We start from the raw sequence: 12,924 nt of genomic DNA, 5'->3' as shown, positions 1-12,924 counted from the left end.
GAACCATCAACAATTTTCGACCATGGCTCCGAGAGAACCGTGTAAAAGACGCAGTCCGTACTCGATTCTCAGATCGGCTAGATCCCGTATTGCGCGCGGTACGCTTTAACGGCTTCAAGATGCTCAGGGGCGGTGCCCTTTTCTTCAAGGAAAGTGACGAGGTCGGTCAGGCTAACGATAGAGATAATCGCACAGCCAAAATCACGTTCAACCTCTTGGATTGCAGACAGCTCACCTTTACCTTTCTCTTGACGATCAATCGCGACTAAAACGCCCGCGAGATCAGCGCCATTCGCCTTGATGATTTCCATCGATTCACGAATCGCTGTGCCGGCAGTGATCACATCATCGACAAGCATAATACGGCCTTCCAGCACACTGCCAACCAAGTTACCACCTTCACCGTGATCTTTCGCTTCTTTGCGATTGAAACAGTAAGGCGTATCAATGTCGTGGTGATCCGCTAACGCAACTGCCGTGGTAGTCGCAATCGGAATGCCCTTATACGCAGGACCAAATAACACATCAAAATCGATCGCAGAGTCGGCCAGAGCGGCGGCATAAAAACGACCTAAACGCGCCAGGTCACGGCCTGTATTGAAAAGACCAGCGTTAAAGAAATAAGGGCTTTTACGGCCAGACTTCAAAGTAAACTCACCAAACTTCAAAACTTCTTTTTCTAGGGCAAACTCAATAAATTCACGCTGGTATGCTTTCATTGCTTTCTCTCTTAATAATAGTGACTAGAGGCTGTGGCCTAGTTTCTAGAAAATGACTTCTAGGAACTTAAAAAAATAGCCTCCAAATGGAAGCTATTTAATACCGATTAATTTTCTAACGCCGCCTTCTGCGCTGCGACGATCGCGCTAATGCCAACTTTCGCCGATGCCAGCATTTTCATCAGGTCTTCGTGAGTGAAGGGTTCACCTTCCGCCGTACCTTGAACTTCGATCATACGACCATCTTCAGTCATCACCACGTTCATGTCTGTGTCAGCGGCTGAATCTTCCACATATTCAAGGTCACACAGAATCTCTTCGCCCAGCTGGCCCACAGAAACCGCCGCAACGTGGCCCTTCATAGGGTTCGCTTTAAGCTTACCTTTCTCGACTAAGTGTTGGAAGGCATCTGCCATGGCAACGCTCGCACCCGAAATAGACGCGGTACGCGTACCGCCATCGGCTTGAATAACATCACAGTCTACCGTGACCATAATCTCACCAAGCGCCTCTAAATCAACCACGGCGCGCAGGCTACGCGCGATAAGACGTTGGATTTCCATAGTGCGGCCACCCTGCTTACCGTTTGCTGCTTCACGACGCATACGCGAATGAGTAGAGCGCGGGAGCATGCCGTATTCTGCGGTCACCCAGCCTTTGCCTTGGCCTTTTAACCAACGTGGTACGTTTTCTTCAACGGTCGCATTGCAAAGCACTTTGGTATTGCCGAACTCCACCAGTACAGAGCCTTCTGCATATGCAGTGTAGTTACGAGTAATTTTAATTGGGCGAATCTGATCCGCCTCGCGGTCATTTGGACGCATGGGCATCTACCTTATTTGCAGGGGGAGACGTTTTGATTGGGGCGAGATTATAGCGAAGTTTAGTCGGCAAAGCTATCGATTGGCGATTTGTGCTACTATTGGCAGGCGTTATTTTCAAAGATAATTAAACAGGAAAATTCGATGATCTATAGTATGACAGCCTATGCACGTAAAGAAGTCAAAGGCGACTGGGGCAGCGCTGTATGGGAAATTCGTAGTGTCAACCAACGCTACCTTGAAACCTACTTTCGCCTGCCAGAACAATTCCGCGGCCTAGAACCGATGTTACGTGAGCGCTTTCGTCAACGCCTCGCTCGTGGCAAAGTCGAATGTGCACTGCGTTTTGAAGCCAACCCTGCTGCTAAAGGTGAGCTAACCATCAACGAAACGCTCGCGAATCAAGTCATTAAAGCGGGCGAGCAAGTGATGCACATGACCGGTGAACGTAGTCGCATCAACCCTTTTCAAGTGATGCAATGGCCTGGTGTGATGGAAACACCAGAGCAAGATATGGATAGCGTCAATAAAGATCTGCTTGCAGCGTTTGATGAAGCAATTGGTGAGTTTATTGAAGCCCGTGGCCGCGAAGGCGACAACATGAAGGCCTTAATTGAGCAACGTTTAGAGGCCATTGATGCCGAGGTGACAAAAGTACGCGCCCGTATGCCAGAAATCATTGAGTGGCAACGAGAGCGTCTATTTTCGAAATTTGAAGACGCCAAAATTGAACTCGACTCATCTCGTGTCGAGCAAGAACTGATTTTGCTGGCACAAAAATCGGATGTTGCTGAAGAGCTTGATCGCCTCGACTCTCATGTTAAAGAAGCGCACAACATCTTGAAAAAAGGGGGAGCATGTGGCCGTCGTCTCGACTTTATGATGCAAGAATTTAACCGCGAATCGAACACATTAGCCTCAAAGTCGATCAGCACTGACATCACCGCATCCGGTGTAGAGCTTAAAGTGTTGATTGAACAAATGCGTGAGCAGATCCAAAACATCGAATAAGGTTTTTTGAGTCTCTTTAAGCTTACTGAATCTTACCAAGCCCCTGTAAATTGGGGCTTTTTTGTTTTCAGGAGATTTCAGGTCTTTGCCTGAATTTTCAACCAACTGGTGAGTTTAGTGGTGAGTAGGATTGATCTAGCATGCCCTTAAATGGTGAGTAACTTTCTAGGATAAGGAGTACACGGGCAAGTGCAATCAAACTGGATATTCTTAAATCAACGCCGCCAGACTCGATTTTCGAAATATGACTTTGCGGCACCCCCGAACGCGCGCTCACTTACCGTGGGCTGATGGGACAATGGGCAGTAATTCTGTTAACCTTTTGCATAATTGATAGCCCCCCCCCTTACTTACACCATTGCCTCTTCGTACACTTTTTCAACCTCGGTACACTTAGTGGCGCTCTCTAGGCGAGTTAAGGTTTGAGTTTCATCGAGTTTTTCATTGGGCTATGTGGCACGTTGGTCACTGGCGTCTGCAGCGAGATCGGTTTGCCGAGTTCAAATAAATAATACAAATCAACAGAGCCTGAGTCTGCTTTTATTAAATGGGCGCTTTTAGCCAATGTCGTTGCTTTTTCCGACCAAACTAACGCGCCAAAGAGGGTAAACCTTATCAATGGCTAAATGCGTCATGATAATTATCCCACTGCCAACTTAGCCGCTTGTTGCCACATAAAATGCGGCATAGGCTCTCTCAACTGCCAAGTAATACTCATCGGCTGTGAGCCTGTATGCGATACGTATTCCACTTCACCATAATTAACAAAACCCATAGTGCGGCCGTATTCATCTTTGCTTTGCTCACGTACAAACAAGAATAAGCGCTTACCCATTTTTTGATGTTGGATGTATTCCAAACCGCGACCCTTGTCTGGCCTTGCGCTATTTTGCGACTGCCAATGAAAGAGATGTTCATTAATCGCGTAATCATGGTACATGGTGGTTGGCGAAAATTGTTTTTCATTTTTGTCTAAAGTGACAAATAACAGCTCTATGTTTTTGTCTTTTATAACGAATAAGCCTTCACGTGATGGTGGCTGGCGATCAAAGGTTGTAGCACCAAATCCAACCAATATTTGTTCACGCGCATAACGTGCATGCAGCCTTAATGACACATCAGGCAAAGCATGGATTGCGGATTGCTCATGCTTGGTTTGTGCTAGTTGCCAATTCACAACGTCCAATAGTTCTGCTTTTAACTCGCAAGCATTCAGTTTCGCGAAGCTCTGATCAATGGAGTCGAATCCACATTCAGGCCCTATTTTCTGCCAAAAATCGTAATGACACATTAAGGCATAACGATAACCACCATCTTCAATAGCGAAGTTAGTTTGGCAAAGCTTTTTTAAGAAACTTAAATAGCCATGATCATCACAAGTCAAAATTCGGTTATGAATGGCCTTTCTAAGCATTTTAAGGATATTTTCATCTGGCGTACTTTCGTTAATTTCATCTTTAGCTTGTTGAACCAGTTGCGACCAACTCCCTCGCTTATAAAGCTCATTCAAGTCGATGTGCGGATTGAGGGTTAAGAAATTCGACAAGGTTAACGGCAGTGTGGAATGCTGAGGATACTGACGGATCATCGTAACTAGGCGTTTCAACGTTAACGAAGCTTGACGAATATTGCTGAGCACCATTTCTTGCGTGCGCTTACTCAACTCAATGCGACAACCAAGAGGCGCGTGGGGGAAGCCTTGCTTTATTTCTTCGCTGATCGCTCGATGACTTTTACCGACTAAGGCTCTAAATTTATTGGCAAAATCATATTCAGGACGTGAGTTGCCCACAAAATCCAACACGGTACAGCATTCTTTACCGTCCGCTAATCGCAAACCTCGGCCAAGTTGTTGCAAGAAAATCGTGAGGCTTTCTGTCGGGCGCAAAAACAATAAGGTATCGACTTCGGGAATATCGACACCTTCATTGAAGATATCGACCACACAAAGCACGTTAATGCTGCCAGAACGAATGGCCTGCTGCTTTTGTTGCCGCTCGTGGCTGTTATCGCTAGTTAGCACATCCGCCTTGATGCCTTTTAACAAGAATTGCTGTGTCATGTACTGGGCATGATCTTTACTCACACAAAAAGCGAGCGCTTTCATTTTGCTAATATCTGTCAGGATTTCCCGCATACTCAGTAAAATTTTATTAAAACGAACTTGGTTGTGAGTATAAAGGTTGGTTAATTGCGCAATATCATAGCGCCCCCGGTTCCACGCAATGCTGCGAAGGTCGGTATCATCATCGATACCAAAATACTGAAATGGACAAAGATGGCGACGATTAATCGCTTCCGGCAAACGGATCTCTGCCGCAATCACACCACCAAAATCCGCCAGAATATCACCGCCATCATGGCGCTCAGGCGTGGCAGTAAGGCCGAGTAATATAGCAGGGGAAAAATACTCTAACAGCGCACGATAACTTGAAGCTGCAATATGATGCACCTCATCAATAACAATGTAGTCATAATAGTCAGCAGTTAGGTTAAGATGATCCAGCTGATTGTTCAGTGTTTGGATTGAAACAAACAACTGCCGATAATGCTCCGGCGTATGACCACCAACCCAAAGCTCTCCAAAAGCACCATTACGCAATACGCCACGATATGCCGCCCTAGCTTGCTTTAAAATTTCTTCTCTGTGTGCAACAAACAAGAACTTAGCTGTCGGTTTCTCTTTGATAAAGCGCGCAAAATCAAAGGCTGAGATCAGGGTTTTCCCCGTACCGGTAGCCGCAACGACTAAATTACGAAAGCGCTGGTGAACACTACGCTCAACGGCCAGTTGTTCCAAAATGTCACTTTGATGAGGAAACGGCGAGATATCAAAGAAGTGAGTTGGGCTGGCCTCAAAATCTCCGCGCTGCTGGCTCAAGGCTTTTTTGAGTTTTTCACTGCTTGTTGCATCACCACTAAAGTGTTCAAAATCATGAGAAGCCCAATAGGTTTCAAAGGTGCTCAATGATTTATTGATAATGTGTGGGATTTCTTGCGAAGTAATTTTTAAATTCCACTCTAAGCCATTGGTTAATGCTGAATGGGAAAGATTGGAAGAACCGATATAACCAGTGTGATAACCCGTGTTGCGTAAAAATAGGTAGCTCTTTGCATGTAACCGTTCACGCTCAGTGTTGTAACTCAGCTTCACTTCGGTATTGGGTAAGCTCGCCAGATATCCCACCGCTTTAGCATCTGTCGCCCCCATGTATGAGGTAGTGATAATTTTTAGCTCGCGACCGCTAGCAGTAAATTCTTCTAACTCTTTTCGAAAGATCCTTATCCCTGCCCACTTAATAAATGACACTAACCAGTAAATCTTATCCGCAGACAGAATCTCTCGCTTCAATTCAGATTCAAGCGACAATCCCGCATTACTGCCACAAAACAGCTCACTTTGGCTTAAGCCTGTTAACGGAAAAATGTCGTTAATATAATTTTTTAAATCGGCTGAGACAGGATTTTCGAGCTCATAGAGCGCGGTCAGAATTTTACCTTGACTGGCAAGCAAATTGTCTTCGATAAAATCGTTATCTTGAATTTGTGTTTTTAGCCAGAGTAACAATTGATTGGATAAAGCAATTTGCTGTTGCAGACGATCATCACTCGAGGGGACGGACTCAATCGCATACTCAAGAATATGTGATAAGAAACGAGATAACCATGTTGATGCTTCACTGCTATTAAGCTCACGTTCACCGACATAGAATCGCTCTCGGTCAATGCGACTCTCGATAAGCTGTGTTATAAGCTGCTCATAAATCCCGACTTGTTGCATGATATTCCTTTTATTCTAATAGCTGGATCAATAACAACATCGATTGATATCGTAGTTTTACCGCCAATCCATTTTGTGATTTTTGCATCTCAACCAAGTTGTACTTACCCAATGTTTTCAATGTTCTCGACACATTGCTGACCGCTCGGCCTGTCAGCATGGCCAGCTCAGTTACCGACTTCGGCTGTTGCTCGGCAATCACTTTTAACAACTGCTGGTTTTCTTTCGACAGTACATTGGCCAGCCTATAGCCTCATCGTTTAAGCAAATCACTCAAGCGATTTAACAGCGCTTTCCGGCTATTATTCGCCACAACAAAGCGCTTAAAACGCTGTTCAAAAGCAAGGTCCCCTTTGAACTGATAGGCCTCAAACAGCTGATGCAAATAGCGTGATGCCGCATCATAACCACTGGCGCAAGTTCGATCCGCTTGCTCTTGTGCTTGCTGCCAGTAGTGCTCACGCTGATTGTAGATATCCGTCAACGCTTTTTCTTTTTCCGCCTTTTCGATGGCTAATTTTTTTTCGAGTGCTTCGGCTTGCTCTTGCTGCAATTGACTTTGCGCTTGCTCGATGAAAGGGGAAATCAGGTCGGGGGTTAACCAATACTGATAGATTTCGTCTGTGTTGGCAGGTTCTTTTCGCGTCAGCGCTAAAGCTTGGTGACGGGTTAACTGGCCTTGCTCAAACAGCGCGCGTAATAGCGTCTCTTTCTCAACTTCCGTGAGATTGTTTAGCCACGTATCAAACTGAAACTGGGTTTGTTTGGCTTGGTGACTGGGTTGCTCCTTCAGCACCATGGCGAGTGCCTTAACCAATGCTAAGGGAATATCATACAGCGCTGCAAACGCCTGCGCCTCTTCACTGAGGTGCTCAAAATCGAATTGAATTAACGGCACTCGCTCAACGTCATCATTAAAATAAAACGCTTTGAGCCACATAAAGTACACAAGGCGCCAATCCCCTTGCATTAACCCGCTGCGTAAAGCGGCTAGATGCTGGAAAAAGTCGTCAGCATGCTCATCGTCAAAATACTCGTCATACTCCTCAAGGGAAAAAATCAGCAACTGCCACTCATCGTTTTCGTGAACATGAAGCCCATCACTTGAAAAGCCAAGTAAAGCTTCAGAGAGAGTTCCTGCTGGTAGCTTGATGTAGGCATCGATTGAGCCCCAATCGGCATAGTAAAAACCGATATCAAAGTATTTTAACATCAGCTCAAAAGGCTCTGCCTTTAGATCACTGTAGGTGTAATACACCTGAAAGGACGTAGCGCTGATCTCGGCACGGCTTGAAATGTCTCTGAGGGCTTGACGTGCTTTAGCATCTAAATACCCATCCAGACGCTCAAATTTATAGTATTGATATTCGCTCACGATGACCTTGCTATGTATTTATTGTGAATTGAAAAGTTTGTTTCAATAACGGCTGTACCTGAACCACTCTAGCGACGGGTTCCGTGTTTATATAACGTCTTGGGTCAATGGTCACAAATCCCCAAAACTGCAAAAATCGCCCAATAAATCGTGATTCGATGAGCATGCTTAAGTTTCTTTCTGGCGAGAAGTAATCATCCGTAGGGAATGTTAGCAGTAAATCGGGGAAAGCCACTTTCACCTCTTCAACCAGCTGATCGACACTGCTGTGGCTCTGAATGCGCCACAACATAAACAACCAAAAAGTGCGCAAGTCGACATCGTATTCAAAACCGTCCAAATAGCTCCAGTTATATTTGCTGATGGCGGCCTCTAACATAGGTTTGAAAAAGGCCTGTATGCCTAGCGCTTGATACTGCTTTTGCGCTGATTTTTTTACATGGTAGCGACCGCTGCGCCGATAAATAATGCCACTAATTTCGGCTAGCACTCTGGTGTAGTGCAAGGCATTGAATTTGTCTTCATTACTGCCTGCAAACTCGCTGATACTGATATTTACAGGAAACTGAGCAACAGCAAACTCAGGTAATAACGCACTGGCCTGTTTAACCAACTTAGCCGGCAAGTTTCCTTTACTGGTGGCTTTGAAGGAGCCTTCTTGCGCCATGGCCTCATCAAGGATGAGGGCTAAATAGCGCATCACTGGGCTGGCAGAAAGAGAGTCGGGAGTGCTGATTGTCACCCACTGTAATTCAGCAAAAGGCGCATACAGCCAATTGGCCATTTGCGTTGGCGTTACGCCACAAAAATCGGGATGAGGTTGATTATTGCGATCCTGAACTTTGTGTTGCAAAGCTGCGTTGAGTTCATCAAGGCTCAAATTTGGGTTCATGGCCAGCATGGCTTCAGCATCATCGAAAACTTGGGCGTGTTGCTTGGAAACGCTGTTCATACAACAACGTTTAAATTTTTTACCACTGCCACAATGGCAAGGATCGTTTCGGCCGAGCTTCATTACTGCCCCTTCTTATTGTTATAGAAAAAGCGCTGCATTTTCTTGTTTGCGCTGCTCCAGTGTTTTAGTGATCGCAGATACTGTGGTTTTACCAATCCCTTGTTGCTTCGCAAGGTAAGTAAATTGGCTGATGGCTTCTGCGACTTCTTCAATGACTTGGCGTTCGAAAGCCTGCATCCAGCAAGCATATAACTCTGCGTCTTGAGCCTTGCTCCACCCGAACTACCATCGGCGACTAATGCAGCCACCAACAACAATGGTACTCATTCCATCAAAAAGTGAAAGCATTATTGAACATAGAATCGAACCGGTACCGTCCACGTCAAAATTGTACCATTAACTTCCTTTGGTGGTGAGGGCAAAGGCACCGCACGAAATACTAAATCAAGCGCTTCTTTATCTAAAGATTCTGTGCCACTACTACGAACCAGCTCTGCGGCTAAGACCTGGCCAGCACGATCCATTGTAAAAGTAATCAATGGTACCCCCTGCTTACGCATTCTCTTGGCTCGCCTCGGATATTGCTTATGCTGTTCAAGGTGCATCACGAGCTCTTGTTTCCAATCTAAACGTATTTGTCTTAAATGTTGCTTGAAAGCCCCTGAGGCTCCTTGCACTTTGTCTTGCCTGTTATCCACGTCAATCTTGGGTGTACTTTTTTCTACTTGCGCGACGGAAGCCGGTTGAGAAACAGCCGGTTCTGCAGCTATGGCTGGCTTAATTTTTGATTGCGTTTGTATAGGTTTTGGTTGATTTTTTATAGGTTTTGATTGATTTTTTATAGATTTAGGGGGAATTTCATCCCGTTCAACGTGCTGAGACTTGGCCAATTCAGAAACCATGTGGGACTCTTCAGCCACGATAGGAGGGGGTTGTGAGGCAAACTCAATTTCTTTTTTTTCTGGTTGTATTTCCCCTTTCTCTACACGAGCCTCATTGGCTAGTGAGGCAACAGAATCGATCGATTCTACCTGCTTAGGTCCTTCGTTAAGCGCTTGTTTTTCGACCACGGGAGCCGCTATTGGCGCAACTATTGCTACGCTGACAGGTATTGCTGCTGGCAGATGAACAACTGCTCGTTGGGGCTGGTAAAGGTAATAAAAAGCGATGGCTAGATGAATAACGACACTGACTGCAACACCCGGTACAAGCCAAGGCATAAAACCGTCACTCGGTACTTTTCTTACACCTTGATTATGCATCATGTCTTTTTATTCTCTGTAGACTCCAAACCGACCAAAGCCACCTGCCCATAGCCTGAGACCACTAGCACGTTCATTACTTTCATCAAACTTTGATAATCGAGAGTCTTATCCGCTCGTAGGTAAATGCGTTGTTTTTTATCCGCTAAGATTTGATCTAAAGCCTGTGGCAACTGTTCTAAATTAACCTGTGTACTTTCTCCTAGCGTAAGCGCTAAATCAGAGCTCACAGTAAGATAAAAAGGTTCTTTTGGTTGAGGAGAAGCGGTGGCAGAAGAAGTCGGAAGATCCACCGGCACGTTCACCGTCGCTAGCGGAGCAGCAACCATCACGATGATAAGTAGAACCAACATCACATCCACAAAAGGAGTAATGTTGATTTCATGGTTAATCGCTAGCTCATCTTGCTGCGAAGATACATTAAACCCCATAGACTGTCCTTACCTAAGCTGCGAGCTTTTTGCCATCAATGCAAAGCGGCTCCCGGTCTAAATCACGGCTGACGAGCACCATTAACGCTGCGGAGAGGTCAGCCATTAGAGCGCGATACTGACCCACTCGACGAATGAAGTGATTATAAAGAATGACTGCAGGAATAGCCGCGACCAAACCAATCGCCGTTGCCAACAACGCTTCAGCAATCCCAGGAGCAACCACGGCCAAGGTGGTATTTTGGGATTTAGCGATACCAATAAAGGCATTCATTATTCCCCAGACGGTGCCGAACAAGCCAATGAAAGGGCCAACAGAACCCACTGTCGCCAGAACCCCAGTACCACTAGTCATTGCACTACTTAATCCGGCTTGAACACGCTCTAACCTTATTTGAATGCGCTCTTTAATACCATCCTCATTGTCTGCTCGAGCTGACAAAGCCAATTCTTTTTCGGTTGCCTCAAGTAAAGCAAGCCCTGCTCCCTTAGCACTATCACAACGTAGCTTCCCTTCAACCAACGTTTCCGATTCAAGTAGCTCAGTAAGCATATGTTGAGCACGGCGACAGGCGAGGTGCAGTTGCATTTGTTTCGCTATACCAATGGCCCAAGTCACGCCAGAAGCGGCCAGAAGTAAGATCATGACGGCTTTTACTACCCAATCTGCTGCCTGATACATACTGTAAGGAGAAAGATCATGATGAGGAGAGAGAACAACAGCTTCGCGAGATAACATCTCTTCGCTTTTAGGTTGAGCAGTGTCGGCCGCCTCTACTGGTTGGGAAACCTCTTGGGTTACAGCTTGTAGCCCAGTCTCTGACGTTGTTTCAGCCCAACCAATAGAAGGGGACAAGAAAATGAAAATAATCAGTAGTGGTTTGGATAAGTATTGCATTGTTTTACTCACATTCGGTTTATCTGTTTGTACTGCGCCTAGCCAAACGCGCACATCTGCCTTAATAACACCGAACCAAAAAGAAATATCCGTAATTTAATTTTTAGTTATTTAAAAAGGTCGATTTAACTCACTGATTATCATTAAAATGTTTTTTCAAACTTTACACTGTATTGGTGCTGTTCATAACTGTATACCCAATTTACATTGCTCTCTGTCTTATTGGCTTTCAGCTCGATCAAAGGCTTAATGCCGGCAAAGATTTCCGGTAGAGTCAACACCAAGGTGTAGCTCTGTTCAGTGTCTCCACGTCGCTCACCTAAAACGGTATTGTAATCACCGTAAAGACGCTCACGCAGAGATGCAAACAGGGTGATGTCAGTATCGAGTGACGAAAACGTCTTATTCACGCCTAGCCGGCCTCCCCATAGTTGATAGCTATGAACAGCCTGTTGGTTTTGCTTTAGTGTCCAGTCGAGACCACCGAAAACCAACCATTTGTCAGCCAATTGGTGCCAATAAGTCCCCAATACTGACCACTGCCAATCCGATTGATAATGTAACGCTTGGCTACGATAATCGAGGTACTCTCCTTTCACCTCAAACTTCATGGCCGAGCTTGGAGTAAGATTCGAAAACCAGTCGGCTTTGAACCCTCCAGAAGTCAATAAGGTGCGATTAGATAAGGCTCGATATTCAAACTGTGGAGCAATACTCAGTTGGTTCTTTGCTGTCTGGTAGCTGTACCCCAATGCAATATTCAGCGTTTGCTCATTGTGTTCTTTATGATTCTGATAATTGGTGCCATAAGCAAAAGTACGCAACTGAACACCGTGGTGACCTGCTAATGAAAAACGTCGATGCAGGCTAGCATCAAAGTCTAACCCATAAGCGGATTTCACCTTTGGCGCACTGCGTTCAAGAAAACAGCGCCCATTGGTAGAATAGAGTAAGCACTGATAGTGTTTTGATGACAAATTAAGATTGTCATTGTAGGTCGGCCCAAATGAAAATGCGCCTTGCCATTGATCTCGATATTCTAGAGCACTAATAAAGCTTTCTACCGTATTTCTGACTGCTGCCGCTCTCGGGTTATCAGCAGGTAAACGGGTGAGGATGTCATTAAACAACGATAGAGACGTGCTGTTTTCTCGGTCTTCAAACCAGACGCGAGCTAACTCCAGCTCTGCGGGCAAAAATTTTTCCTGCATGTCAAGTAATGTCGAGTAGTGCGTTTCTGCCTGATCATAATCACGCGCTTGACGCGCCAGTGCTCCCGATGCGTAGTGCACCAACATAGGGTCATAGTTAGCCAGCGCCATGTATCTTTCCAGCAGGCTCTCTGCCAGTGCCCACTGACGCTGTCTGACTGCGACATGCAATGCCGGTCCAAGCTCATTGATGGGGTCAGCTACCGTCGGACCCGTGCTTGACGCCGACTGATCCGCTAAGCGTTCTTTTTCTAGCTCTTCTTCTATGAGCGCGTTTTCGTTCTGACGAGAGGATAACGCGTCACGTTGCTGGATGCGCAAATCAGTATCCTGATCCGCGTAAGAGAGAGAGGCGTAGCTCGCGCTCACCATTAATAGTGAGCCCAAAATAGTGTTACGGTCGATTTTCATTGACGTATTTCAATCGGAAAAAATATGGGAGCAAGTCACTTGCTCCCCA

12 protein-coding genes and 1 pseudogene are annotated in these 12,924 nt (G+C 45.7%); 1 reads left to right on the top strand and 12 read right to left on the bottom strand.

Features of this window, described 5'->3' with window-relative positions:
- Positions 1 to 77: 77 nt before the first annotated feature.
- On the bottom strand, positions 78 to 719 hold the full coding sequence (pyrE, locus tag CDZ87_RS10545; RefSeq protein ID WP_100753509.1) for an orotate phosphoribosyltransferase: 642 nt from the start codon (positions 717 to 719) through the stop codon (positions 78 to 80).
- Positions 720 to 826: 107 nt separating this feature from the next.
- The gene (gene rph, locus CDZ87_RS10540) at positions 827 to 1,543 is read right to left on the bottom strand and encodes a ribonuclease PH (RefSeq protein ID WP_100753508.1); all 717 of its coding nucleotides are present in this window, start codon (positions 1,541 to 1,543) and stop codon (positions 827 to 829) included.
- A gap of 141 nt (positions 1,544 to 1,684) precedes the next feature.
- Between rph and CDZ87_RS10535 the strand changes: the two genes are divergently transcribed.
- Entirely contained in the window at positions 1,685 to 2,551 is an 867-nt protein-coding gene (locus CDZ87_RS10535; RefSeq protein ID WP_100753507.1) for a YicC/YloC family endoribonuclease, read from the top strand.
- Positions 2,552 to 2,648: 97 nt separating this feature from the next.
- Here CDZ87_RS10535 and CDZ87_RS17350 read toward each other — a convergent pair whose 3' ends face one another.
- From CDZ87_RS17350 to CDZ87_RS10485, 10 genes and pseudogenes are all read right to left on the bottom strand, one after another.
- Positions 2,649 to 2,810: a helix-turn-helix domain-containing protein gene (locus tag CDZ87_RS17350; RefSeq protein ID WP_245834692.1), complete on the bottom strand. Its 162-nt coding sequence runs from the start codon at positions 2,808 to 2,810 to the stop codon at positions 2,649 to 2,651.
- Between the two features lie 381 nt (positions 2,811 to 3,191).
- On the bottom strand, positions 3,192 to 6,332 hold the full coding sequence (locus CDZ87_RS10525) for a DEAD/DEAH box helicase (protein ID WP_100753506.1): 3,141 nt from the start codon (positions 6,330 to 6,332) through the stop codon (positions 3,192 to 3,194).
- A gap of 10 nt (positions 6,333 to 6,342) precedes the next feature.
- Complete coding sequence (locus tag CDZ87_RS10520; protein WP_245834691.1) at positions 6,343 to 6,534, bottom strand: HVO_A0114 family putative DNA-binding protein; 192 nt, start codon at positions 6,532 to 6,534, stop codon at positions 6,343 to 6,345.
- A gap of 51 nt (positions 6,535 to 6,585) precedes the next feature.
- Positions 6,586 to 7,707 (bottom strand): hypothetical protein, encoded by a 1,122-nt coding sequence (locus CDZ87_RS10515; protein WP_100753504.1) that lies wholly within the window; start codon positions 7,705 to 7,707, stop codon positions 6,586 to 6,588.
- Positions 7,708 to 7,717: 10 nt separating this feature from the next.
- Positions 7,718 to 8,722, bottom strand: a complete 1,005-nt coding sequence (locus CDZ87_RS10510; RefSeq protein ID WP_100753503.1) for a YecA family protein — start codon at positions 8,720 to 8,722, stop codon at positions 7,718 to 7,720.
- Between the two features lie 18 nt (positions 8,723 to 8,740).
- Positions 8,741 to 8,884 (bottom strand): annotated as a pseudogene (locus CDZ87_RS10505) (type II toxin-antitoxin system HipA family toxin); the annotation flags it as partial.
- A 125-nt stretch (positions 8,885 to 9,009) separates the two neighbouring features.
- Entirely contained in the window at positions 9,010 to 9,927 is a 918-nt protein-coding gene (locus CDZ87_RS10500) for an energy transducer TonB (RefSeq protein ID WP_100753502.1), read from the bottom strand.
- A complete protein-coding gene (locus tag CDZ87_RS10495; protein WP_100753501.1) occupies positions 9,924 to 10,355 on the bottom strand; it encodes a biopolymer transporter ExbD in 432 nt (143 codons plus the stop codon). The genes CDZ87_RS10500 and CDZ87_RS10495 overlap by 4 nt, the downstream gene beginning before the upstream one ends.
- Positions 10,356 to 10,368: 13 nt before the next feature.
- Complete coding sequence (gene exbB, locus CDZ87_RS10490; RefSeq protein WP_100753561.1) at positions 10,369 to 11,094, bottom strand: tonB-system energizer ExbB; 726 nt, start codon at positions 11,092 to 11,094, stop codon at positions 10,369 to 10,371.
- 302 nt (positions 11,095 to 11,396) lie between these two features.
- Complete coding sequence (locus tag CDZ87_RS10485) at positions 11,397 to 12,875, bottom strand: surface lipoprotein assembly modifier (RefSeq protein ID WP_100753500.1); 1,479 nt, start codon at positions 12,873 to 12,875, stop codon at positions 11,397 to 11,399.
- Positions 12,876 to 12,924: the final 49 nt, after the last annotated feature.

The organism is Vibrio salilacus (assembly GCF_002811245.1).
Classification (GTDB): Bacteria; Pseudomonadota; Gammaproteobacteria; order Enterobacterales; family Vibrionaceae; genus Vibrio; species Vibrio salilacus.
The sequence above is the reverse complement of the archived record's forward strand: the minus strand, read 5'-3'. Positions and strand labels throughout refer to the sequence as shown.